This is a genomic window from Acinetobacter sp. I-MWF (assembly GCF_025433935.1).
Lineage (GTDB): Bacteria > Pseudomonadota > Gammaproteobacteria > Pseudomonadales > Moraxellaceae > Acinetobacter > Acinetobacter guillouiae.
This window is the reverse complement of sequence record NZ_JAMBAR010000001.1, coordinates 834,964-859,058: the sequence shown is the minus strand read 5'-3', so window position 1 is coordinate 859,058 and position 24,095 is coordinate 834,964. Positions and strand designations below refer to the sequence as shown.

The 24,095-nt window shown below is 41.2% G+C and carries 22 protein-coding genes; 4 read left to right on the top strand and 18 right to left on the bottom strand.

The features are described 5' to 3' along the window. Window positions 1-231 precede the first annotated feature (231 nt). On the top strand, window positions 232-963 hold the full coding sequence (locus M2R48_RS04130) for a Fic family protein (RefSeq protein ID WP_262085176.1): 732 nt from the start codon (window positions 232-234) through the stop codon (window positions 961-963). 176 nt (window positions 964-1,139) lie between these two features. Here M2R48_RS04130 and M2R48_RS04125 read toward each other — a convergent pair whose 3' ends face one another. The 4 genes from M2R48_RS04125 to M2R48_RS04110 all read right to left on the bottom strand — a co-directional run bounded on the left by M2R48_RS04125 (window position 1,140) and on the right by M2R48_RS04110 (window position 5,128). Beyond that, the gene (locus tag M2R48_RS04125; RefSeq protein ID WP_004819352.1) at window positions 1,140-1,433 is read right to left on the bottom strand and encodes a cold-shock protein; all 294 of its coding nucleotides are present in this window, start codon (window positions 1,431-1,433) and stop codon (window positions 1,140-1,142) included. Between the two features lie 144 nt (window positions 1,434-1,577). Beyond that, window positions 1,578-3,104: a DHA2 family efflux MFS transporter permease subunit gene (locus M2R48_RS04120; RefSeq protein ID WP_262085175.1), complete on the bottom strand. Its 1,527-nt coding sequence runs from the start codon at window positions 3,102-3,104 to the stop codon at window positions 1,578-1,580. 6 nt (window positions 3,105-3,110) lie between these two features. Beyond that, window positions 3,111-4,268: an HlyD family efflux transporter periplasmic adaptor subunit gene (locus M2R48_RS04115; protein WP_004722805.1), complete on the bottom strand. Its 1,158-nt coding sequence runs from the start codon at window positions 4,266-4,268 to the stop codon at window positions 3,111-3,113. A 326-nt stretch (window positions 4,269-4,594) separates the two neighbouring features. Then, entirely contained in the window at window positions 4,595-5,128 is a 534-nt protein-coding gene (locus M2R48_RS04110; RefSeq protein ID WP_004722808.1) for a thioesterase family protein, read from the bottom strand. A gap of 99 nt (window positions 5,129-5,227) precedes the next feature. Between M2R48_RS04110 and hemB the strand changes: the two genes are divergently transcribed. Further along, complete coding sequence (hemB, locus tag M2R48_RS04105) at window positions 5,228-6,241, top strand: porphobilinogen synthase (protein ID WP_016539219.1); 1,014 nt, start codon at window positions 5,228-5,230, stop codon at window positions 6,239-6,241. 158 nt (window positions 6,242-6,399) lie between these two features. Then, window positions 6,400-7,536 (top strand): glycine oxidase ThiO, encoded by a 1,137-nt coding sequence (gene thiO / locus M2R48_RS04100; protein WP_262085174.1) that lies wholly within the window; start codon window positions 6,400-6,402, stop codon window positions 7,534-7,536. Window positions 7,537-7,635: 99 nt separating this feature from the next. On the opposite strand, the gene M2R48_RS04095 is transcribed toward thiO, so the two are convergent. Further along, window positions 7,636-8,397 carry a ferredoxin--NADP reductase gene (locus M2R48_RS04095; RefSeq protein WP_034611069.1) on the bottom strand — a complete coding sequence of 254 codons (762 nt, stop codon included), beginning with the start codon at window positions 8,395-8,397 and terminating at the stop codon, window positions 7,636-7,638. Between the two features lie 82 nt (window positions 8,398-8,479). Here M2R48_RS04095 and gigC point away from each other — a divergent pair, with 82 nt between their 5' ends. Further along, entirely contained in the window at window positions 8,480-9,361 is an 882-nt protein-coding gene (gene gigC, locus M2R48_RS04090) for a LysR family transcriptional regulator GigC (protein ID WP_004722815.1), read from the top strand. A 49-nt stretch (window positions 9,362-9,410) separates the two neighbouring features. Here the strand turns inward: gigC and M2R48_RS04085 are convergent, their stop codons facing one another. The 13 genes from M2R48_RS04085 to nuoE all read right to left on the bottom strand — a co-directional run bounded on the left by M2R48_RS04085 (window position 9,411) and on the right by nuoE (window position 24,086). Continuing rightward, on the bottom strand, window positions 9,411-10,151 hold the full coding sequence (locus M2R48_RS04085; protein ID WP_262085173.1) for an excalibur calcium-binding domain-containing protein: 741 nt from the start codon (window positions 10,149-10,151) through the stop codon (window positions 9,411-9,413). 59 nt (window positions 10,152-10,210) lie between these two features. Next, on the bottom strand, window positions 10,211-11,275 hold the full coding sequence (locus tag M2R48_RS04080) for a hypothetical protein (RefSeq protein WP_262085172.1): 1,065 nt from the start codon (window positions 11,273-11,275) through the stop codon (window positions 10,211-10,213). A 60-nt stretch (window positions 11,276-11,335) separates the two neighbouring features. Next, window positions 11,336-11,971 carry a uracil phosphoribosyltransferase gene (gene upp, locus M2R48_RS04075; RefSeq protein WP_004722821.1) on the bottom strand — a complete coding sequence of 212 codons (636 nt, stop codon included), beginning with the start codon at window positions 11,969-11,971 and terminating at the stop codon, window positions 11,336-11,338. Window positions 11,972-12,092: 121 nt separating this feature from the next. Continuing rightward, window positions 12,093-13,649: an NADH-quinone oxidoreductase subunit NuoN gene (gene nuoN / locus M2R48_RS04070; protein ID WP_004819337.1), complete on the bottom strand. Its 1,557-nt coding sequence runs from the start codon at window positions 13,647-13,649 to the stop codon at window positions 12,093-12,095. A gap of 2 nt (window positions 13,650-13,651) precedes the next feature. Continuing rightward, window positions 13,652-15,256 carry an NADH-quinone oxidoreductase subunit M gene (nuoM, locus tag M2R48_RS04065; RefSeq protein ID WP_171066895.1) on the bottom strand — a complete coding sequence of 535 codons (1,605 nt, stop codon included), beginning with the start codon at window positions 15,254-15,256 and terminating at the stop codon, window positions 13,652-13,654. Window positions 15,257-15,263: 7 nt separating this feature from the next. Continuing rightward, window positions 15,264-17,153 carry an NADH-quinone oxidoreductase subunit L gene (nuoL, locus tag M2R48_RS04060; protein WP_004722828.1) on the bottom strand — a complete coding sequence of 630 codons (1,890 nt, stop codon included), beginning with the start codon at window positions 17,151-17,153 and terminating at the stop codon, window positions 15,264-15,266. Beyond that, window positions 17,150-17,458, bottom strand: coding sequence for an NADH-quinone oxidoreductase subunit NuoK (nuoK, locus tag M2R48_RS04055; protein WP_004722831.1), 309 nt, complete (start codon window positions 17,456-17,458; stop codon window positions 17,150-17,152). Before nuoK ends, nuoL begins: the two co-directional genes overlap by 4 nt. Continuing rightward, entirely contained in the window at window positions 17,458-17,976 is a 519-nt protein-coding gene (gene nuoJ / locus M2R48_RS04050) for an NADH-quinone oxidoreductase subunit J (RefSeq protein WP_171066894.1), read from the bottom strand. Before nuoJ ends, nuoK begins: the two co-directional genes overlap by 1 nt. Continuing rightward, entirely contained in the window at window positions 17,976-18,518 is a 543-nt protein-coding gene (gene nuoI / locus M2R48_RS04045) for an NADH-quinone oxidoreductase subunit NuoI (RefSeq protein ID WP_004722835.1), read from the bottom strand. The genes nuoJ and nuoI overlap by 1 nt, the downstream gene beginning before the upstream one ends. An 18-nt stretch (window positions 18,519-18,536) precedes the next feature. After that, window positions 18,537-19,550 (bottom strand): NADH-quinone oxidoreductase subunit NuoH, encoded by a 1,014-nt coding sequence (gene nuoH, locus M2R48_RS04040; RefSeq protein ID WP_004819331.1) that lies wholly within the window; start codon window positions 19,548-19,550, stop codon window positions 18,537-18,539. A gap of 2 nt (window positions 19,551-19,552) precedes the next feature. Then, window positions 19,553-22,237: an NADH-quinone oxidoreductase subunit NuoG gene (gene nuoG, locus M2R48_RS04035; protein WP_151956538.1), complete on the bottom strand. Its 2,685-nt coding sequence runs from the start codon at window positions 22,235-22,237 to the stop codon at window positions 19,553-19,555. An 11-nt stretch (window positions 22,238-22,248) separates the two neighbouring features. Next, window positions 22,249-23,580, bottom strand: a complete 1,332-nt coding sequence (nuoF, locus tag M2R48_RS04030) for an NADH-quinone oxidoreductase subunit NuoF (RefSeq protein ID WP_004722838.1) — start codon at window positions 23,578-23,580, stop codon at window positions 22,249-22,251. Then, entirely contained in the window at window positions 23,577-24,086 is a 510-nt protein-coding gene (nuoE, locus tag M2R48_RS04025; protein WP_004722839.1) for an NADH-quinone oxidoreductase subunit NuoE, read from the bottom strand. The genes nuoF and nuoE overlap by 4 nt, the downstream gene beginning before the upstream one ends. Between the last annotated feature and the right edge of the window lie 9 nt (window positions 24,087-24,095).

The window sequence follows — 24,095 nt, the reverse complement described above, 5'->3', positions numbered from 1 at the left end:
GATGCCTCCGTTCAGGAAAAAGTTGATCTTAAATCCTTAGCACTTTATTAAAAAAATATTAAACAATTGAATTTTATAATGATTAAATGACCCAAAGCATACTTTAATTAACGACTCTAATGCCTACAATAGCTCTCCTCGCCATACAGCGAATGATAGAGGTAGCGGTTAGATTTTATTGCAATCATTTTTTCATGTATGATCATTTTATTTCGTCTGTAGAGATAAAACATGTTTGAGATCATTGATGATTTAAAAGCTAAATTAGATCAGCATCGACCTCTTTCATCTACAATTGTCAAAAATCTACACGAAGACCTCATATTACGTTGGACTTATCACTCCAATGCCATTGAAGGCAATACTTTAACCTTGTTAGAAACCAAGGTTGTCCTTGAAGGAATTACGATAGGTGGTAAAGCATTAAGAGAGCATTTTGAAGCGATCAATCATCGTGATGCAATTTTGTATGTTGAAGATATTATCAAAAGGCAAGAACCCTTTTCAGAATGGCAAATTCGTAATATTCATCAATTCATCTTAAAAAATATTGATGATGAAAATGCTGGGCGATACCGTCAACAAAATGTCTTAATCTCAGGTGCTACGACTACCCCACCAGACCACACATTGCTCAATGACAAAATGGCTCAGTTTATTGATTGGTATAATCGTGATGCTCATAAATTACACCCAGTTGAACGAGCAGCCAAAGTTCATGCAGATTTCGTAGCGATCCATCCCTTTGTTGATGGAAATGGTCGCACATCTCGGTTATTGATGAACCTTGAATTGCTTAAAGCGGGTTATCCACCAAGTGTAATTACTGTAGAAAATCGATTAGCTTACTATGAAGCGTTAGATCAATGGATGGCGAATGATAATACTGGACCATTTATTGATTTGATTGCTAATGTCGTATTGGATGGGTTTAAACCCTATCAGATGATTTTAGGAATTTAAGGGGAAATCCCTATCCACAATAATCCCTAGGATCATTCAAAATGGGATGGCCCAATTATTTACTCTGATCCTGTTCATACACAAATGCCAATAGATAGCTGGCAAAACATTAAATTTAATTGGTCTTTTAGAGATACAAGGCATTTAAATCAAATGCCCTCAATTCTCAACATTGATTACTTTCTAAAATTAGACAACAAATTATTGGTAATGGACTTATTGTTTTCAACAATTCTGGTCTTTTTGGCTTTTGCTGATTGATCTTCAACACGCTCAATTTTGGTTGCTTTTAACTTGCCGTTATTTTCAACAACGATAAATTTAACTCTTTCATTTCGCTTTGGCTCACCCTCTGCAAGCGGAAAATCCGAAATATGAAAGAAAATATCTTGTTCAAGTCCACCAATAAAGCCAAAGCCTCTATCGGCATCGTATTGTTTAATTTTTCCTTGCTGGAATTCAGGCTTCATACATATTACTCATCGCGGTACACAATCGCTGTATTATACCCTGATCTTGATCAATAGATAAAATAGCAAAAAATAGTCTTGATCTGTTGTCATTGTAGCGATAAAAAAGCCCACTTTTCAGTAGGCTTCTATACAACTTAAATTCTAATGTGCATGCCCTGCGCCGACATTCCCTTTCGGTTTTGGACATAACCAAATAATCAATCCTGCAAAAATAAAGATCATCGCAAAGATCAAAAATACATGATTAACCGAAAGCGTTAAAGCCTCTTTATCCACCAAGTTAGAAATGGTACCCAACGCCATTTCAGGACTAAAGCCACTGTTGACCAAGTTACGTTGAGTTTCCTCAACATGCATGGTCGACACGATTTCACTGCGTGCCAGCTTGGTATGATCATCCCAAATGGTCACCGCAATAGATGCACCAATTGCGCCTGCCATGGTTCGCATAAAGTTCATCAAACCCGCAGCAGAAGCCACTTCATCTGGACGTACCACACCTAAAGCAATATTAGACAGTGGGATAAAGAAGAACGGTACCGCAAAACCTTGAATAATCTGTGGTAACGCCAGCGCCATAAAGTCAGCATCATTGGTCCAAAATGAACGCATTAATGTGACACCACCCAAAATCATCAGCCCAAAACTCGACAAAGCTCTCGGGTCGTATTTAGTCGCAAGTTTGGCAACCACAGGCGACATCATCAAGCTACCAAAGCCCATTGTCGCAGTCAGATAACCTGCCCAAGATGCGGTATAGCCCAAGTTAATCTGTAACCATTGTGGAATGAGTACAATACTGCCAAAGAATGCGGCAAAGGCAAAGGCCAATGAGATTGTTGCTATAGTAAAACCACGGTATCGGAAAATTTGTATATTGACGATAGGATGTTTTTCATAATATTCCCAGATGAAAAAGGCAATAAATCCAACCACCAAAATCACAGCCAAAATACAAATAAAGCTGTTATTAAACCAATCCCGCTCATGCCCCAAATCGAGCATTAACTGTAATGCACCAATCCAAACGATCAGCAGCGTTAGACCAATGGTATCAATCGGGAGTTTAGCAATCGGTGTTTCAGCAACTTTTAATAGGCGCATCACCCCAACAGCACAAATCACACCCACTGGAATATTGATAAAGAAAATCCAATGCCATGACCAATTATCACTGATCGTACCACCTAAAATAGGGCCTAGAATCGGCCCAACAACCGTCGTCATTGCCCACATCCCCATTGCTTGGGAATGCTTTTCGGGTGGGAAAATACGCATCAACAAAGTTTGACTGAGTGGCATGATTGGACCACCAAATAAACCCTGTCCGATACGGCAGATCACTAACATCGCCAAGCTATTGGATAAGCCACAAAGAATTGAAAATGTGGTAAAGCCAATCAGACTGATGGTAAATACCCGAACAGCACCAAAACGTCCTGCAAGCCAACCAGTTAAAGGTACACAGATGGCTTCAGCAACGGCATAGGAGGTAATCACCCAAGTCCCTTGAGAACTTGATACTGCTAAACTTCCGGTAATATGGGGCACAGAAACATTGGCAATGGTCATATCCAGTACGACCATAAAATTGGCAAGTGCTAAAAAGAAGGCGGCAAGAAGTAAACGCCCACCTTTAAGCTCACTTTGAAACGTTGCTGTATTCATAAGTGATTACTTCGCTGAAGAGGTATCAACCTCAGCATTCATGGATAAACCCACACGTAATGGATGCTCAGCCAACTCTTTAGGATCGAGTTTGATACGTACAGGTAGACGTTGAACCACTTTAATCCAGTTACCTGTCGCATTTTGTGCAGGAATCAACGCAAATGCTGAACCTGTACCACCAGAAAAGCCGATCACCGTACCGTGATACTCTACTTTCTTGCCATAGAGGTCTGAAGTGAGGGTTGCCTTCTGACCAACTTTCACGTTTTGCAACTGACTTTCTTTAAAGTTTGCATCCACATAAAGTTCAGCCAAAGGCACCACTTTCATCAAACTTGTCCCAGGTGCAATACGTTGCCCCACTTGAATACTACGACGGGCAATCACACCATCTAACGGGGCTTTAATTTCTGTACGTTGTAAATCTAAAAGTGCTTGATCAAGTTTGGCTTGAGCCACCAATACGTCAGGGGTTGAACTTTGTGAGGTCCCCCGAATTAAAGCTTCATTGGCATCTAAATTACTTTGTGCAGCTTTACGCTTAGATTCTGTTTGCGCCAATGCTGCTTTTGCCACATCGACATTTGCTTTGGCATTGTTTAAAGCACTTTGTGCTTTGCTAAATTCTTCTTTAGAGATTGCACCTGTCGCGCTTAACTGCTGACGGCGTGCAAATTCTTGCTGTGCTTGTTGATACGCCACATCGGCTTGCGCCACTTGTGCTTTGGCACTGTTAATATCATCTGCACTGACTAAAATCTGTGAGGACAATGAACTGCTATTTGCCGAGCTTTGTGTATATTGACGCTTGGCTTTGGTCAACGCCGCTTCAGCTTCTGCAACAGCGATTTTTGCATCACGATTATCAATAATCGCAAGTACATCGCCTTTTCTCACTTGTTGAGTATCACTGACCAAAACCTCAGCAACTTGTCCGCTGACCATTGAGGTGATTTCAGCAGTTTCAGCACCGACATAGGCGTTGTCCGTTTCAACAATATTGCCAAAAATAAAAGCCCAAATTGCATATAGAATTGCAGCTACAACAACAATAATGGCAAAAATCTTCAGCATTTTTTTACGTTTTTGTTTGGCTTCCAAATCTGCTTGCGCTTGATTTTCATCATTTGGAGAGGCATTCGTCGTTTGCGCGTCAGTCATCGCATGTTCCTAGCTTACTTGGACTTGTCAAAACATCTTTGCATTTTGGAGATATAAACTGAAAAACTGCTTAATCATATCTATATGACGTTGCTTGATGGTTGAATAAGTCAACTTCTTAAAATTGTGGTGCCCAATTTTACAGGTAAAAATCATATTATGAGAATAAAAATATTACTCTATAGTTTATCTTTACAAAAGAGGTCAATCTTATTGATATTCATATTTTTTTAAGAAAAAATAAGCCAGCAAAATATGTATTTTACTGGCTTATATTGACACAATGAATACAAAAGTGTACTGATTAGTACACTTAGTCAGCTTGATCAATAGGCATAAGAAGCAATGGCTGTTGCAATCGCCTTACCTTCATTGTTGAACATCGTCATACGCATGGTGCAACCTTTACGCCCCATTCTCAAGGTTTCAGCTTTGGCAATAAAGTATTCACCGCGCCCAGGTGCAAGATAATCCACACGCATATCAACTGTTGCTAAACGAGAAACTTTCTTTAACGTGTCTGGCAATTGGTCTGGTTCTGCACGTTTATACAGCTCCCCCATTGCCACAATTCCACCAATACTATCCAGCAATGTCGCGGCCACACCACCATGTAAAATTTGAAATGCGACATTGCCAATCAAATACGGTTTCATTTCGATATAGCCTTCAATCTCATCATTAACAACACGCATTTGCATATTGTTATGTGAAAAATAAGGCGAACCATTAAACGCTTTAGTGAGTTGGTTAAGCACCACATTTAGATCTGCTTTCGCGCCTAAATGTAAATTACCAGTCCACTTTTTTTGCGATTCGCTAGGCGCAGAATCAGTTTTAGAAGAATCACTCATCATCATTTCGAAACCAATATTGAGAAAAATTTTCAGCTTTTTCCCAAAAAATATATGAAAGGGCTACAATATATGCCTAGTTTAATACTGAACATCGAGATTGTTATGACTTATACGTTCAATCGTCCTGCTTTTCCAGCTACTCGTATGCGCCGTATCCGTAAAAACGATAAGCTTCGAGCAATGGTAAGAGAGACTCAACTCACGGCAGATCATCTCATTTATCCAGTATTTGTACTTCCGGGACAAAACCAAAGCCAAGATGTACCAAGTATGCCAAATGTTCAACGATTGTCAGCAGACTTATTGTTGAAAAAAGCAGAAACCCTATTAGAACTTGGTGTATCAAAACTTGCCTTATTTCCGGTTACACCACAACAAGACAAAAGTTTAACAGCTGAAGCTGCATGGCATGAAGACGGGTTAGTTCAAAATACTTTACGTTTGTTAAAAAAAGAACTGCCTGAGATGGTACTCATCACGGATGGTGCATTAGATCCTTATACCACACATGGTCAGGACGGCATTATTGACGATACAGGTTATGTATTAAATGATGAAACGGTTCAATGCCTGATCAAACAAGCCTTAAGCCATGCTGAAGCAGGTGCAGATGTGATCGCGCCAAGTGACATGATGGACGGCCGTATTGGTGCAATCCGCCAAGCTTTAGAAAGTAATGATTTTATTTATACCAGCATCATGGCGTACTCTGCAAAATACGCATCTAGTTTCTACGGCCCTTTCCGCGATGCAGTTGGCTCATCATCCAACCTAAAAGGTGGTAATAAGTATAACTACCAAATGGATGTCGGTAATCGTGCTGAAGCACTGCATGAAATCGCCCTTGATATTCAAGAAGGTGCGGACATGGTGATTGTCAAACCGGGTATGCCGTATCTGGATGTGGTACGTGAAGTTAAAGATACCTTTGGTGTCCCGACCTTTGTTTATCAAGTCAGTGGTGAATATGCCATGCTTGCAGCAGCCATCCAAAATGGCTGGTTATCTGAAAGCGTGATTATGGAATCCTTAATGTGCTTCCGTCGTGCAGGTGCAGATGGTATTTGGACCTATTATGCAGAAGATGCAGCACGTCAATTAAAAGAGATGAAGTAAATCATCCCTCCCTTACTGAACTCATGGTTCCTCACCTTTTAAAAAGGGAGGAGCCCATTACTGATTCAGTCGTGAATGGAAAGTCTCCTCTTTCAAAAGATAAGCAGTATTGCTTTTGCAGGTGGGGATTAAAAATCTAAATTGGTACAGAATACACAATGCATATCGCCATTATTGGTGCTGGAGTAAGTGGCTTACTCAGCGCGCTTGAGCTTGTTGAACAAGGCTGCACCATCACCCTGTTCGATCAACAACATGCTGGACATGCTGCTTCATGGGCGGGTGGCGGTATTCTGTCACCCATGTATCCGTGGAGATATCCCAATGAAGTCAATCATCTGGCACAACACGGCAAACAACTTTACCAACAATGGAATGAGAAACTACAACCTAAAACAGGGATAGACTTTCAAATCCATGACACGGGAATGTTAATTTTTGACGAAGCAGATTTTGAGCTTGGATTGAATTATAAAGACCAACATCAAGAACCGATGCAGCATTGTGAATACCTGCAAAGAGAGCAGCTTGAAACCGTCAACCCCCATATTTCAGCACAGTTTCAACATGCAATTTATTTTCCACATTTAGCCAATGTTAGAAATCCGCGACTTCTTAAATCACTGATCAGCTATCTCAAACAACACCCTCAAGTTGAAGTGTATGAAAATACATGGATCGAAAAATTTAATATTCAAAATCAAAAAATTCAGTCTGTTGAAAGTGCCAATGGACAACGTTTTGTCGCAGACCAATTTGTGATTGCAACGGGTGCATGGTCACATTGCTGGGCAGAACAATTACAGCTTTCGATCCCAGTAGAACCCGTTCAGGGACAAATGATGTTATTTAAAACCCCTGAAAACTGGCTACCCACCATGTGTATGAACAATGTGATGTATTTGATCCCACGCCGAGATGGTCATATCGTATGCGGTTCAAGCATGGACCATATCGGATTTGATAAACGTCCAAATGTACAAACACAACAAAATATTTATAAAGCCTGTATCGAAATGGTGCCTGAATTGGCAAACTTCCCCATCGTTAAGCAATGGGCAGGATTACGTCCAAGTTCACCAACAGGCATTCCATATATTGGAAAAATGCCTGAACTGAATAATTTATGGGCAAATTTTGGACATTACCGTAATGGCTTATGTATGGGACCTGCTTCAGCACAGTTATTAAGACAATTGATGCTCAATCAAGATACACGTGTTGATGCAAAAGCTTATTCAACCGAGCGATTAACAGCATACGCACCACTCACTCAGCAATCATCTTTAAGCTAAAAAGTATTTGGTTCTGACATGAAAGAATTTAAGAGAAGACGCTTAGCCGCTTCTCTCATCTAAAATGATTGATAAAATTGCTGATGCCTATCCAGTGATTTACCAATAATTCTCTACAGCAATATTGCCTTCACCGCGACGATTCATCGTTAAACCACGGGCTTTTAATGCGGCTTTGGTGTCATCTACCATTTGTGGATTCCCACATAGCATGACATGGGTGGTATCTGCATTGAATTTTAAATCAGCGGCTTTTTCCAATTCACCATTTTCAATCAAAATCGGTAAACGATCATGTAAGGCTGCATTGGGATCACGCGTAACAATCGGGATAAATTTAAAGCCTGTATGCCCCTCACCAAAAAGCTGGGCAATCTCTTGGATCCGATCAACATAAGCCAATTCAGATTCAGTTCTTACGCTATACACCAAATTAATTTTTTCGTACTTTGACCAAGTTTCAAAATCTTGTAGCATCGAAATAAAGGGTGCTAAACCTGTACCTGTTGCCAACAACCACAAATCTTTAGGCAGCGGCAATTGATAACGTGCTAAAGTTAAGAATCCATAGGGGATTTTTTCTAAATAAAGCGCATCACCGACTTGTAGATGCTGTAAATTTGAGGTAAATGCACCGTCAGGAACAACGATTGAAAAAAATTCGAGTGTTTCATCAAATGGGGATGAAACCACGGAATATGCCCGTACCACCAAATCATCACCCACTTTTAAACCAATGCGAGCAAATTGCCCTGCGGTAAACTTAAAATGGGCAGGTCGAGTCATGGTGAAACTGAAAAGTGTATTGGTCCAACGCTGAACAGACAAAACCTTTTCTATGCTAAATTTTTCAATTGACATGATTTCTTCGTGGCATGAAACATAGTCCTCATGGTAGCATGACTATATAATCTATGAATATTAAAATGTTAAGGCTCTACTTATGCGAATGACTTTACGCCAGTTGGCGGTTTTTGTTGCTGTCGCTCAAGAAGGTACCGTGACCAAAGCAAGTGATGCGGTTCGGTTGACTCAAAGTGCGGCAAGTATGGCTTTGGCAGATTTAGAAGATGGACTGGGTGCTCCGCTTTTCGATCGTCTTGGTAAGCGCTTACAGCTTAATGATCTTGGTCGTTTCTTACTTCCTCAAGCTTTAGAAATCTTAGGTCGCTGTGAAGCCTTTGAACAAGCAGCCAAAGGTGAACTACAAAGTATTGATTTACGGATTGGTGCAACACTGACCATCAGTGATTATTTAATGCCCGACTTAATGGCAAACTTTTTACAAGTTCAACCTCAAGCGCATTTACAGCTCCAAGTGGGTAATACCCGCCAAATGATTGAAGCGGTCAACCAATTCCAACTCGATTTGGCATTGATTGAAGGTTCATGCTTCCTACCACAACTTCAATGTATTCACTGGCGCGATGACGAACTCGCAGTATGTTGTTCGCCTAATCATCCACTGGCAAATTTACATCGTGAATTAAAGCAGTCTGACTTCCAGCATGTTGAATGGATTTTACGTGAAGAAGGTTCTGGAACACGTGAAGTCTTTGACAATGCCATTCTAAAAGATCTTGAAGATGCCAATATCCGCTTAACCCTTGGTCATAATGAAGCGATTTTAAAAATCGTTGCTGGTGGTCTAGGAATGTCCTGTATTTCTAAATTGGCAATTCAGCCTTTGCTCGACAAAGGGCAATTGGTGATTTTAAATACCCCATTCTGGCAACTTGCTCGCCCACTATATATGCTGGTACATCGTCAAAAGTACCAAGGACCGGGCTTAAGAGCCTTTCTAAAATTTTGTGAAAATGGTTAAAATCAAAGCTCCTCTTGGAGCTTTTTTTATAATTATTCGATTCGCACAGCTACTTACCAAATTGCCGTTCACATGGTCGACCATCATGGTTACCATCCATTTGTGTATTGGGGCAATTTTTAATAAAAAATACCGCCTCATCATAAGATGTCATTTGGCTGCAACGGGTACGACCATCGCATTGATAAGGTGATTTTTCCGTTGATGCTGTTGTCAATACAGTGGTGTTGCTTTGTACCGATTCTGCTTCATTCTGTTTTTGCACTGAATGATGATGACTGTTTAAAGCATTTTGGGATTTTTCACTAAACTTTACCGGTTTGACATAACCAATCTCTTTGCGCTGTTGCTCAACGATTTGCTTCTGCTGTTGTTCTAACAGTGCAAATTTAGCATGTTGTTCTTCCTGATAGGTTTGGTATTGATTCCATGTCGCAAAACTAAAATAAACGAAGCCAAAAACAATCACCAAAATCACCACAGACATAAAACCGAATTTCTGCCCTTCATTTTTACTTCGTCTTAAAATATTTTTTTGCTTATCAATATTGATCTTTTTATTTTTTAAGTCATTACTCATCGCAACATCTAAACGAATCATTTGATGTGCTTTCAATGTTCCATGTGCATTGATGATTACATATTTTATGGTTTCCCCTTTTTTCGGTTGACCACCTTCTTTTGGAAAATCAGCGATGTAAAATATTACAGATTGCGCTGAATTATGATCCAATAAAAGTCCGTAACCTTTATCATGATGATATTCAATGATTTGCCCCAAATAAAACATATAACTTCTCTTTTAAAATAAGTATGAATCGTAAAATATATTCAACTCGTTTCAGATGTTTAGTGTGAATATGCCTTTCGTTTCTGCTGTTTAATCTTGTCCTTTTGTTCTTGTTGATATTGTTGAAGTCTCATTTCAGCCTCAACTTTGTACTGCTTATAACGATCCATTGCATACATCACAGAACTTACCGCAATGAATATCACCACCGCGACGATCACCACCCAAGGGTTCAACGTCTTGCGCTTTTCAGATCGAATTTTCTTGACAGCTTGTTTGCGTTTGGAATATAAAAATTTAACTTTCAACTTTTGAATTAAATGTTGAAATGCAGTTAAATCCATATGCTTTTCAAGCAACTGCCGATCAATTTGGCTGTTAAAATATAAATCATCCCCTTTAAAATTTTGACTATCTTCTATCACCCCTAAGGATCTAAGCAACACTGCGCTCTGATTGCCCTCAGCGATTTCAATATTTCGACCCACTCCCCCCACATCAACAACAGTATCAGCAACACTTTCTTCAATAGGTTTAATGTTAGCAACTGTATGAGTTTGGTCTTGCAATTCAGTATTCTGGATAACTTTAATGGAAAGGTCAACTTGTGTTTGCGCTACAGGTTCAATCTCTTTGGCTTGATTTAAATCTCCGTCCGATTCTTCAAGCACTGGGTCATTGATTGTTGTTTGAATGGGCTCCACAAAGATGTCTTGTTGTTGTGCAACCAAGTCAATATCTGAAATAGCGTCAGGTAAAATGCCTTGTTCGGTGTGAATTTTCGTTTGAGGGTTTTGTAAGCCATCAGCTAATCCCCTTCTCTTTTTCAGCGCTTTGCGAACATTTCTAATATGCTCATAGGTATTTTCTGAATAAAGATGTGGAACGGAGGGCTTGTTTTGATCATTCACATAATTTTTATGATCTAAACGTACGATAAACTTGGCGAATAAACCACCATCTTGCTCTAAAACGACACATTTAATCCGCTCACCAATTTGAGGAAGAAGCAACTGATTTGAAAAATCTTCTAATTTAAAAACAATTTGTTGATGATCATTTAATTCAATTAGACCTTGCCTTAAATCATTATCGAAAAAGGTAACAGTCCCTTTTCTAAACATTTTTTATTCTCTTATCATTAAAAAGGAGGCCCCTATAGCCTCCTTCGATGATACTAAATTTTAATCTTTTTGCACACTGCCAAAAATTTTATCTCCAGCATCACCCAAACCTGGCACGATATAACCTTGTTCATTTAAACCTTGATCAATTGAAGCAGTAAAAATCGTCACATCAGGGTGTGCGGCTTCAACACGTTTAATCCCTTCAGGCGCAGCAACCAAAACCATAACACGGATATCTTTACAGCCACTTGCTTTCAACACGTCAATCGCAGCAACCAAAGATGAACCTGTCGCCAACATTGGGTCAATAATCATGGCTAAACGATTTTGTACATCTGGAACCAATTTTTTATAATAAGTACGTGCTTCCAAAGTTTCTTCATCACGTTCTAAGCCGAGAACTGAAACTTTAGCACTTGGGATAAGATTTAAAAAACCTTCTAACATGCCAATACCAGCACGTAAAATTGGCACTACAGTGATTTTTTTACCCGCAATTCTGTCTACTGTGACTTTACCATTCCAGCCATCAATCTCATGATCACACACAGGTAAATCTTTGGTTGCTTCATAAGTTAAAAGCATGGTTACTTCTTGAGCGAGTTCACGGAAATTCTTAGTACTAATGTCAGCACGGCGTAATAAACCTAATTTATGACGAATAAGTGGATGACGAATTTCTTGAATAGACACGGGAGGACACCTAAAAGGATAAAAGTAAATTTCCATTATTATAAATGTTTTTTATATCAGAGATAAGAAAAGCCCTCAATGAATGAGGGCTTTTTTTGTTAATAGCAGGATTTTATTGCGATTAGTGTTGTTGGCTCATCAAGAAATGTAAAGGAGATAAAATTTCTGATTTCAACGCCAAGTTGATGATTGGATCTGGATAAACACCAATAATCAATACCAAAGCAGCAGCGCCGAGCACCATCAAACCACCCACTTTTTGTCCCCAATGATCAACCGCATCAATACGAGGATTATCTGGTGGAGTCATATACATCACGATCATCACACGTAAGTAGTAATACAAACCAATACCACTACCCACCACGACCATAGCAGCCAAGAACCAATGTTCTGTGGTTACAGCAGCAATCACCACCATAAACTTACCGATAAAACCAGCGGTTAATGGAATCCCTGCAAGAGAAAGCATCATCACTGTTAACGTCGCAGTCAGTACTGGACGACGCCAGAATAAACCACGGTAATCTGCAAGCGACTCAGCTTCATCAACATTGTTATATGGGCTCGACATTAACGCGACAGCACCAAAAGCACCAATCGTAGTTAAGGTATAAGTCACCACATAGACACTTACACTGCCTAAACTTGCATAACCTAAACTAATCAAAGCAATCAATAAATAACCGAAATGGGCGATCGATGAATAACCCAAAATTCGTTTTAAGTTGACTTGACGTAATGCAAGGAAGTTACCGACTAAAATCGAAAGTACAGCGATCACAGTTAATACAGTCACGATAGACGGTACAAGAATGAAACCTGAACTTAAAATAAATCGTACTAATAAACCAATGGTTGCAACTTTAGCAACAGTTGCAAGATAGGTCGCGATTGGCGCAGGCGCACCTTGATAAACATCTGGTGTCCATTTATGAAATGGTGCCAACGATAATTTAAACGCAATCGCAATCACGATTAATCCTGAACCCAACAAAATCATTGGTTGAGCAAGGAAACCTTTTAACTGTTCAATAAAGTCAGCCAAAGACGCAATTTGTTGCACTTGTGCTAACTGATTTCCATACAAACCAGGGAAATCAGTAAATGACAATGTACCTGTATAAGCATAAACGTATGCCATACCCATCAACAAGATTGCTGAAGCGGTTGCAGAAAGTACCAAATACTTTACGCCTGCTTCTAGCGATTTTCCACGCTGATGCGTATATGCCAATAAGCCATACACAGGAATTGACAAAAGCTCTAAGCTAATAAAGAACGACGCATAGTGAGAACTTGCCACCATTAACATTGCCCCTGTTACAGAGATCAACATCAAGATATAAAGCTCTTCACGATTATCTTTATACGTTTCAATATAAGCGTGAGATAACGTACAGCATGCGAGTGCAGCAACTACTGCAATAAATTGATAAAACAATGTAAATGGATCAACCACAAACATGTTCATCACATTTGATGGTGCAAATGAACCACCAAACATCATGAATAAAATATCAATTGCAGCAAGGTTTAAACCCACCACCGATGCAGTCGCAATCAAATTATGATTACGCTTGATCGAGGTTAGGATCATCACCACTACAGCGGTTAAAGCAACAATAAAAACTGGTGCTAAAGGCATGAGACCCGAAAATGACATAGTGAAGTTCATGACTATTGGATCTCCACATTTTGTTGAGATACGACTTGTTGTGCCGCATCAACAACTTCTTGAACTGGAATATAGCTATTTGATAACCACGCCATACTTGAGTGAGAAATATCAAGGAAGCTTTGTGGATACACACCTAACCATAATAAGCCAAATGCACAGATCAATAGAATTACTGTTTCACGTACATTCAAGTCTTTTAATGGACTTTCATAATGCTTTTTCTGTTCTTCATTTGGCGTACCAAATAAAGCTTTGTGGATCAGGATCAGACCATAAAGACCAGCAAAGACCAAGCTAATCGCCGCAATGATGGTAAATGTTGGGAACTTAGCGAATGAACCCATTAAGATCAAGAATTCACCAATAAAGTTACCTAGACCTGGAATACCCACAAGCGCAGAGACAAAGAACATCAAGAAGAATGGTAAATACTGGAATTGACCACGAATACCACCCATCAAACGTAAGTCACGGGTATGTAAGCGTTCATACACTTGACCACACATAATGAACAATGCAGCAGATGACAAGCCATGTGCCAACATCATGATCATTAAGCCTTGGAATGTCAGAATATTACCGGCATAAAGTGCAAGTAATACGAAACCCATATGCGAAATAGAAGTATAAGCAAGCAGGCGTTTCATATCTGTTTGCTGGAAAGCACACCAAGCGCCGTAGAAAATACCAATCAAACCTAAAATAATCGCAATATCGGCAAATTGTGCAGATGCTGCTGGGAAGAATGGCAATACAAAGCGCAGTAAACCGTACGCAGCAGTTTTAATCAAGATACCCGCTAAGTCTACAGAACCTGCTGTAGGTGCTTGCGCATGCGCATCTGGTAACCAACCGTGTAATGGAAATACTGGAAGCTTGACCGCAAAACCAATAAAGAAACAGATCATCAATGCATAGGCAATATGTGGTGCCTGAGCATCTAAAGTGTTTGCAACAGCAAGTAAGTAGTTATAGTCGAAGCTAATCGTACCTGACATCTGAGAACCGTAGACCACTAAGCCTAAGATTCCAATGAGCATGATCAAGCCAGCGACTTGGGTATAGATAAAGAACTTGGTTGCAGCATAAACACGTGATTTACCGTCTGCGCCTTTATGACCCCAAAGTGCGATCAAGAAGTAGATAGGGACTAGCATCATCTCCCAGAAGAAGAAGAACAAGAACATATCAATTGCAAGGAAAACCCCGATTACCCCACCCAAAGACCATAACAGGTTTAAGTGGAAGAAGCCGACATTCTTTTGAATTTCACCCCATGAACAGCCCACTGCAAGTACACCCAGTAATGCAGTCAAGCCCACCATCAGCAATGAAAGACCATCTACAGCCAAATGAATGTTAATACCAAGTGTTTTAATCCAAGGTAAATAAAATTCTGCTGCCCAAGTTGGAGTCTTCGCCCCCAACTCATAGCTAAAGCCACCTTGTTTCCACAAAATCAGTGTTAAGCCCAATGTAACGAGCATACCGACTAATGCGATATAACGTGGCAAATGTTTATCAAGTTTATCGACCAACCAACACGCGAAACCTGCAATAAAAGGTACAAGAATCAGTGCGGGTAAAATCCAATTGTTTGTGATTTCCATCTTATTTCCCCACTACCTGAATCACGATCAAGATCATCAGCAATACCACTACACCGAGTGACATACTTGATGCATATTCACGTAATGAACCTGTTTGACGGGTACTTGTAAATTTATTCCCACTATTTACGATTGCAGGTAATACCAGCCATAAACCATCAATTGGGTCACGACCTAAAATTTTCGCAATGAGTAAATAAGGTTGAACAAATACAAGGTTGTATAAAGAATCGAAACCAAATGCATTACGGCAGATATTTGCAAGTCCAGCACCAAATGAAGTGGCTGCAAAACCTTGCACCGCTTTATAAGCGAAAGCAAATAACACCACGCCTACAGCTAAACCGACCAATGCGATACCGACTGCAAGATGTTCTGCACCATGCATCCCTTCTTCAATCGCTTGAGAAACTTCAAATGCAGGGATATGTGCTGCATTTAAAATGTTCATCACTGGCGCTTTTAAGAAGTAAGCCAAACCTGTTGAAAGAACAGCCAAGATACCTAAAGGCGCCCAATACGTTGCACCTTTGATTTCGTGATAATGTGTTTTTTCTTCACCGAAGAATACAACCCAAATTAAACGGAATGTATAAATCGAAGTTAAGAATGCACCCGCAACACCAACCCAATACAATGAGTTATACAATGCGACAGATTGACCTTGCGCCCAAACAGCACCCAAGATTGCATCTTTTGAGAAGAAGCCGATCGTGATAAATGGGATTGCAGCAAGTGCACCACCACCAATCGCGAAGCAAGCAAATAAGAATTTGTTTTTGTAGAACAAACCACCCATTTTAAAGATGTTTTGTTCATGATGGTAAGCCAAGATCACAGCACCAGAAGACAAGAACAATAATGCCTTAAAGAATGCATGTGCAAGCATATGGAACAGACCTGCTTGATACGCTTCTGCACCCACAGCCATAAACATATAACCGAGCTGACTCATGGTAGAGTAAGCCAGAATACGTTTGATATCTGTTTGAACCAAAGCCGCAAAGCCAGCAACCAACAATGTTACAGCACCCGTAATCGAAATGAACTGCATCACTTCTGGTGTCATTTCAAACACAGAGAACATACGGCAACATAAGTAGATACCAGCGGTAACCATTGTTGCAGCATGGATCAATGCAGATACTGGTGTCGGACCAGCCATTGCATCTGCCAACCATGTTTGTAATGGGATTTGCGCAGATTTACCTGCTGCACCCAAGAACAACATCAATGACGTGATCAATGCCAAGTTATGATCAAGTGCGAGAACTTGTGAAGCATTGGCAACAATCGTGCCGATGTGTAAAGTACCAAATTGTTGGTAAAGCAAGAACAATGCGATCAGTAAGAATACATCACCAACACGCGTTACTGTAAATGCTTTAATTGCCGCAAAACCATTTGCAGGGTTTTGGTAGTAATAACCAATCAACAGGTAAGAACACAGACCTACGCCTTCCCAACCTAAGAATAACAACGCTAAGTTGTCACCCAATACAAGCACCAACATGCTTGCAACGAATAAATTGAAGTATGAGAAGAAACGTGCGAAGTCTTCTTCACCACGCATGTACCAAGTTGCAAAGATGTGAATCAGGAAACCTACACCTGTCACCATGCCCATCATTAACAATGACAAGCCGTCAAGATGCAAACTTACACCCGGTGCAAAACCGCCTACATTGAACCAAGTCCATAAATGCTGTGCTTGCGCAACTGAACCCTGCTTAACAAAGTCCATGCCTGCAATCAATGCAAATAAAGCAGAAAGGCCAACAGAACCCGCACCAATAATTGCTGCTACATTTTCAGGAAGTTTATTACGTCCTGCCGCTAAAAGTACAAAGCCAATCAGCGGAAATAAAATCGTTAAATATAAATAACTCATCCGCGCATCTCACTAGCAGCATCTACATCCAGATGATGGAAGCGATGATAGAACTGGAGGACGATCGCTAGACCGATACAAGCCTCTGCCGCAGCAAGTGTGAGGATCAAAATAAACATAATTTGACCATCAGGTTGTGCCCATGCACTTCCTGCCACAACGAATGCCAATGCTGCTGCATTCATCATGATCTCAAGGCTCATTAACATAAATAATAGGTTGCGTCGCACCATTACACCGTAAAAACCCAGTGCAAAAAGGATAGTTGCGACGATCAAACCATGTTCTAAAGGAATGTTGCCCATTACTGTTTATCCTCTGCTGCACTCGGTTCACGTTTGCCTAAGTGGAATGCTGCAACCAATGCTGCAAGCAATAACATTGCGGCAACTTCAACCAATAATAAATAGTGGGTAAAGAGTGCTTGACCAATTGCTTTAGGTCCAATCACTTGAGTTCCAAGTACTGCACCATGTTGGGTATAGTCTGAACCTAATACCCAAACCAAACATAAGCCCACTAAGAAGCTCATGAGTGCTGGATAAGCCCAAGCATCTGAAGTCAACCATTTACGTTCTTGATCAACTGTATGTTGACCAAGGTTGAGCATCATGACCACGAATACGAACAACACCATGATCGCACCCGCATAAACAATCACTTCAAGCGCAGCTGCAAATGGCGCACCAATGATCAAGAAGATCCCAGCAACAGCAAGTAGAGAAACGATCAAACTTAATAAAGCATGTACTGGATTGGTGTTGGTCACAACACGAATCGTCGAAACAATGGCCACGAGAGCCATTAAATAAAATGGCCACATCATGGTAATAAGCTCCGTACATCTACAGGCGCACTTTCACGTTGCGCTTGACCTTTTTCTTTACCATCAATTGCCATACCACTTACACGGTAGAAATTGTAGTCTGGGTATTTACCTGGTCCTGAAATGAGTAAGTTTTCTTTCTCATAAACAAGATCCTGACGGACATATTCGCCTAACTCAAAATCTGGTGTTAACTGAATAGCAGTTGTTGGACATGCTTCTTCACACATACCGCAGAAAATGCAGCGTGAGAAGTTAATGCGGAAAAATTCTGGATACCAACGTCCATCATCTTTTTCAGCTTTCTGCAATGAAATACAACCAACAGGACATGCAACCGCACATAAGTTACACGCAACGCAACGCTCTTCACCGTCTGGGTCACGTGTTAATACGATACGACCACGGTAGCGTGGAGGTACGATTTGTTCGGCTGGCACTTCTGGATATAAAATCGTATCGCGTTTGCGTGTGACATGGCTAAACACCATCCACAACGAACGAACAATTGATCCTACGCCAGCTAGAATTTTATACATTTTGTACTCCCTGCTGTCCTAGGCCTGATTCATCAGAATCACAGCACCAGTCACCAAAAGGTTGACCAATGCAAGTGGTAAACACACTTTCCAACCAAAATTCATCACTTGGTCATAACGTGGACGCATTAAAGAACCACGTGCCAAGACAAACATCATTACAAAGAATGCTGTTTTCGCAATGAACCAGAACGCATCTGGAATGAATGGAATATTTAAATTAAATGGTGCTAACCAACCGCCAAAGAATAAAGTCACGATCAGTGCAGAAATTAGAATGATGTTGACGTATTCAGCAACGAAGAACATCCCCCATTTCATACCACCATATTCGACATGGTAACCTTCTGCCAATTCTTGTTCAGCTTCTGGTTGGTCAAATGGATGACGATGTGTTACCGCAACACCCGCAACCACGAAGATCATGAAACCAATGAATTGCGGAATCACAAACCATACATCACGTTGTGCTTCTACGATGTCACGCAAGTTAAATGAACCTGCAATTGCCACCACACCCATCAATGAAATCCCTAAAAAGACTTCATAAGAAATGGTTTGTGCTGCTGAACGTAGACCACCCAATAACGCATATTTGTTGTTAGATGCCCAACCACCAAATAACACCGCATATACTGCAATACCTGCCATTGCCATAAAGAACAATAGACCGATACTCATGTCTGAAACACCTAAGTAAGGTGAAACAGGAATAACCATGAATGACAGTACTGCAGTCGCCATTGCCACTGCTGGTGCTAAACGGAAGGTTAACTTATCTACAAACTTTGGTGTCCAGTCTTCTTTGAACATGATTTTCAACATGTCGGCAACGATCTGGAACATCCCGCCAGGACCAACACGGTTTGGTCCATAACGGTCTTGCCATAAGCCCAGCAAACGACGTTCAATAAATGACATCAAAGCGGCCAGTAAAACCACAACCAACAAAATTACGATGGCTTGAATCACTGAATAAGCGATTGGCCAGTCTTGTGCCCATGTCGGTAGTGCGCGTAAAGATTCATTCATGATTACACTCCTACCGTTACAGATACAGGTTCAGCAAGTGAAACTGTTGGTGCTTGGCCGACTGGATAACCGATATAACCTGTTGGTAAATATTCAATCACATGCACAGGAAGACTAATCGTCGTTTCGCCTGCTTTCACTGTCAGTTGTTGACCATCTTGAACATTTAAACGTGCTGCATCTTGCTCGCCCACGGCAAAAGTCGCTTCTGGAATACGCGATTCCATCACCGGCGTTTTAATCGTAAATTCACCTGAAGCGAAAATATGATGCATTGGAACCAGACGGAAACTCTCAGGATTTGCCACAACCGCAGTTGGCGCCACATAGCTACGTGCAGGACGTTTTACTAAGCGATCAAATAAACGAACGCCTGAATCACCACCTTTAAGATGACCACCCACTTCATCTTGGTATTTGTTCCAAGCTTGTGGTGAGTTCCAACCCGGTGCCCATGCAAATGGAACCAATGACGATGCATTTTGCGGTCCAACATAACCTTCCATAGAGAATGTTAATGCGGAATCGACATCAACAGGTTGTTTCGGCTCATGTACGTTTAATGGTGCACGCATTGCAGTACGACCTGAGTAACGACGTGGTTCACGGGCAATTTTCAAGCCATGAACACGGTAGCCCGCATCAGGTGCGACATCTTGAATTGCTTCAAGAACTGGAACATTTTTGACCACAGACTCAATTACGTCATCCAACAATGTCCACGAGATCGCTTTACCTTTCACACCCGTTTCAATGGCATGTAACCAGCGCCAAGATTCTTTGATGGCATATTCTGGTTTGTAATAGCTTGGGTCATAAACTTGATAGAAGCGTTGCGCACGACCTTCTTGGCTGACCACTGTCCCATCGCCTTCTGCAAAGCTTGCAGCAGACAAGACAACATCCGCCGCTTTTACGGTTTCAGTTTCAGAATGATCAAGCACAATCACGCTTTGCGCTTTGTCTAGAGCAGCCTGAACTTGTACAGCAGGTAAACGACGGAACAAATCATTTTCAACGATAATGATTGACTCATAATCTTGAGCAAATGCTTGTTCTAGGCTTAAACCACCAAACAAAGCCATACCCATTGAGTTCACTTCTGGAACTGTCAATGTTAAGCCTGCATTTTCACCTAGGTTTTGTGCAACTTGTGCAGCAGCTTCCATGATGGCAGCATCTTGTAAGCTAGTACCCGAGATGATTAATGGTTTTTTCGCAGCTTTTAATGTATCCGCAATGGTTTGTGCAAATGCTTTAGCATCATCATCTAAACCAAGAATCGCATCACCATTTACACCGGCAGCAATCGCAAAACCTAAACGTGCAATATCGTTTGGAGAAGCAACAACTTCACCCTCAGCAATATCAGCTAAACGTGTTTGTGTTGCAGCCAAGATATAGATTGGAGAATTTGCATCCTGACCAATACGTTTTACAGGTTCAGCTAACCAATCTTGGGTACGGCGGTCTGCAGCCATTTGTTTGGCTTTGTTTTTCGCAGCTTGGCGAACAGACAATGCCATACGTGGTGCAGTTTGCGTTAAGTCTTCACCCAAGATCAAGACTGCATCATAGCTTTCGATTTCTCGCATACTTGGGTTATAAACACCCTCAGCTTGCATAATCGATGCAGCAAGTTCAACCAAGTTCTGTTCTTTTTGAGAAAGACCTGTTGAATAATTTTCTTGGCCAACCAACTCACGCAACGCGTAGTTTGATTCTAATGATGCACGTGGAGAACCAATACCCAAGACCTTTTTGCCTTGAACATTTTCAATCACTGAATCCAGCGCCACATCAACAGAAACAGTTTTAACTTCTGTTGCAGCACGGAATTGCGGCTGACGTGGACGATCTTCACGGTTCACATAACCCGTACCAAAACGACCTTTATCGCAAAGGAAATATTGGTTAACGTCACCATTGAAACGGTTTTCTACACGACGTAATTCGCCATAACGCTCACCCGGAGAGATGTTACAACCAGAAGAACAGCCTTGGCATACGCTTGGCGCATACTGCATGTCCCACTTACGGTTATAACGTGCCGAATGGGTTTTATCGGTAAATACACCTGTTGGGCACACTTCAGTCAAGTTACCAGAGAATTCAGACTCTAAAGTGCCTGATTCTGGACGACCGAAGTAGACGCGTGATGCATTGGCATAAACACCAAAGTCTGTACCACCGGCATAATCGTTGTAGTAACGAACACAACGGTAACATGCGATACAACGGTTCATCTCATGTGCAATGAAAGAACCCAACTCTTGGTTGTGATGCGTACGTTTGGTAAAACGATAACGACGACGATCATGTTGCGTCATTACTGTCATATCTTGTAAATGACAGTGACCACCCTCTTCACAGACTGGACAGTCGTGTGGGTGGTTGGTCATTAAGAATTCCACAATCGATTCACGGAAATCTTTTGCTTCTTTGTCTTCAATCGAAATAAAGGTATTGTCAGATGCAGGAGTCATACATGACATTACTAAGCGACCACGAGTATCTTCTGGATTCGCATATTGAGTAACAGCACATTGACGGCAAGAACCGACAGAACCTAAAGCTGGATGCCAACAAAAATATGGGATGTCGATGCCAAGACTCAAACATGCTTGTAGCAAGTTTTCCGAGCCATTGACTTCATACGATTTTCCATCGACATGAATTGTAGCCATAGTCGAATTCCTTAAACTTGTTCTACGTGGCTGGCTTGGGCTACAGGACGATCTGTCACTTTAGCTTCAAACTCGCTACGGAAATATTTGAGTGCACCCATCAATGGTTCCATCGCACCTGGTGCGTGAGCACAGAATGTTTTACCAATCCACAATTTGCGAGTCAGTTCTTGAAGATGTTGAATGTCTTCCATCTTCCCTTCACCTTTCTCAATTGCGACAAGTGCTTTGACCGCCCAAGGTAAACCATCACGGCATGGCGTACAGAATCCACATGATTCACGTGCAAAGAATTCTTCTAAGTTACGCGTTGCAGAAACCATACACTGGGTTTCATCAACGACCATTAACAAACATGTACCTAGACGAGAACCTGCTTTCATAATGCTTTCTGAATCCATTGGAAGATCAATGTGTTCAGCAGCCAAGAAGTCAGTCGATGCCCCACCCGGTAACCATGCTTTCAGTTTAAGACCATCGCGCATACCGCCAGCATAGTCTTCAATCACTTCACGTGCAGTCGTACCAAACGGTAATTCCCAAAGACCAGGGAAAGTCACTTTACCTGATGCACCATAAATTTTAGTGCCTGGATCTTTAGATTTACCCGCAGACAAACCGATATACCACTCAGGCCCACGCAACATAATTGCTGGCAAGTTGTTATAGGTTTCTACGTTGTTTACGATGGTCGGACGGCCCCATGCACCTGCAACTTGCGGGAATGGCGGCTTAGTACGTGGGTTTGCACGACGACCTTCGAGTGAGTTAATCAATGCAGTTTCTTCACCACAGATATAACGCCCCGCACCAGTATGCACATGCAGGTCAAAGTTCCAACCTGTGCCTAAGATGTTGTCACCCAAATAACCTTTAGCACGCACTTGTTCTAAAGCTTCATTTAAGTATTGTGCAGCTTCAATGTATTCACCGCGAATGAAGATATAACCCTGAGTTGCTTCGAGGGTATAACCTGCAATCAACATCCCTTCGATCAATTGATGTGGAAGTTTTTCCATCAACAAACGGTCTTTGAATGTTCCCGGTTCCATTTCATCGGCATTACAGATTAGGTAACGAGGACCACCATCATTGGGTGCCATCAATGACCATTTAATCCCTGCTGGGAAACCTGCACCACCACGACCTTTTACAGTCGCTGCTTTGATGACTTCAAGAACATCTTTAGGTGGCATAGAAAGCGCTTTTTTAAAGCCTGCATAGCCTTCTAAAGCTTCATAGTCATCAGCACTACGAACAAATTCCTGCTTACTCAAACGCCATGTTAATGGGTGAGTTTCAGGGTTTCCTTCGCCATAAATTGGTCTTGGTTCGGTATTCATACATACTTCTCCAATAACTGTTTCACAGAAGTCACTTCAACCAAACCGTGTGTATCTTCATCAATCATTAGGGTTGGACCTTTGTCACAGTTCCCTAAACAGCAGATCGGCAATAAAGTAAAACGACCATCAGCTGTCGTTTGACCAAATTGGATACCCAGTTCACGTTGGAAAGCTTCTGCTAAAGTTTCCGCACCCATCAAGAAACATGCAATCGAATCACATAATAAAATTACGTGACGACCTACAGGCTGACGGTATATACGGTTATAGAATGTTGCAACACCTTCTAAATCCGCAGTTGTAATTGTCAATAATTGAGCAATTGCATGTAACTGCGCGTCATCCACCCAACCATTACGGCGTTGTACACACTTTAAAGCATCCAAAGACGCTGCGCGTGGGTATGGGTAGTGACCCATGTGATGTTCAATTTCATGGATTTCTTCGCTGGTCAGAATCCCTTCAACATTCACACGTGGCTTTTTATCAGTCAAAATCATCATAATGCGTTT

What these genes read in the sequence shown, in the direction of transcription:
- M2R48_RS04095 (WP_034611069.1), bottom strand. Translation starts at nt 8,397, where the DNA reads ATGTCAATTGAAAAATTTAGCATAGAAAAGGTTTTGTCTGTTCAGCGT.
- nuoG (WP_151956538.1), bottom strand. Translation starts at nt 22,237, where the DNA reads ATGGCTACAATTCATGTCGATGGAAAATCGTATGAAGTCAATGGCTCG.
- nuoK (WP_004722831.1), bottom strand. Translation starts at nt 17,458, where the DNA reads ATGGGCAACATTCCTTTAGAACATGGTTTGATCGTCGCAACTATCCTT.
- M2R48_RS04125 (WP_004819352.1), bottom strand. Translation starts at nt 1,433, where the DNA reads ATGAAGCCTGAATTCCAGCAAGGAAAAATTAAACAATACGATGCCGAT.
- nuoF (WP_004722838.1), bottom strand. Translation starts at nt 23,580, where the DNA reads ATGAATACCGAACCAAGACCAATTTATGGCGAAGGAAACCCTGAAACT.
- nuoJ (WP_171066894.1), bottom strand. Translation starts at nt 17,976, where the DNA reads ATGTGGCCATTTTATTTAATGGCTCTCGTGGCCATTGTTTCGACGATT.
- M2R48_RS04120 (WP_262085175.1), bottom strand. Translation starts at nt 3,104, where the DNA reads ATGAATACAGCAACGTTTCAAAGTGAGCTTAAAGGTGGGCGTTTACTT.
- M2R48_RS04080 (WP_262085172.1), bottom strand. Translation starts at nt 11,275, where the DNA reads ATGTTTAGAAAAGGGACTGTTACCTTTTTCGATAATGATTTAAGGCAA.
- thiO (WP_262085174.1), top strand. Translation starts at nt 6,400, where the DNA reads ATGCATATCGCCATTATTGGTGCTGGAGTAAGTGGCTTACTCAGCGCG.
- nuoI (WP_004722835.1), bottom strand. Translation starts at nt 18,518, where the DNA reads ATGTATAAAATTCTAGCTGGCGTAGGATCAATTGTTCGTTCGTTGTGG.
- gigC (WP_004722815.1), top strand. Translation starts at nt 8,480, where the DNA reads ATGCGAATGACTTTACGCCAGTTGGCGGTTTTTGTTGCTGTCGCTCAA.
- nuoE (WP_004722839.1), bottom strand. Translation starts at nt 24,086, where the DNA reads ATGATGATTTTGACTGATAAAAAGCCACGTGTGAATGTTGAAGGGATT.
- M2R48_RS04115 (WP_004722805.1), bottom strand. Translation starts at nt 4,268, where the DNA reads ATGACTGACGCGCAAACGACGAATGCCTCTCCAAATGATGAAAATCAA.
- M2R48_RS04130 (WP_262085176.1), top strand. Translation starts at nt 232, where the DNA reads ATGTTTGAGATCATTGATGATTTAAAAGCTAAATTAGATCAGCATCGA.
- nuoH (WP_004819331.1), bottom strand. Translation starts at nt 19,550, where the DNA reads ATGAATGAATCTTTACGCGCACTACCGACATGGGCACAAGACTGGCCA.
- nuoL (WP_004722828.1), bottom strand. Translation starts at nt 17,153, where the DNA reads ATGAGTTATTTATATTTAACGATTTTATTTCCGCTGATTGGCTTTGTA.
- M2R48_RS04110 (WP_004722808.1), bottom strand. Translation starts at nt 5,128, where the DNA reads ATGATGATGAGTGATTCTTCTAAAACTGATTCTGCGCCTAGCGAATCG.
- nuoN (WP_004819337.1), bottom strand. Translation starts at nt 13,649, where the DNA reads ATGAACTTCACTATGTCATTTTCGGGTCTCATGCCTTTAGCACCAGTT.
- hemB (WP_016539219.1), top strand. Translation starts at nt 5,228, where the DNA reads ATGACTTATACGTTCAATCGTCCTGCTTTTCCAGCTACTCGTATGCGC.
- M2R48_RS04085 (WP_262085173.1), bottom strand. Translation starts at nt 10,151, where the DNA reads ATGTTTTATTTGGGGCAAATCATTGAATATCATCATGATAAAGGTTAC.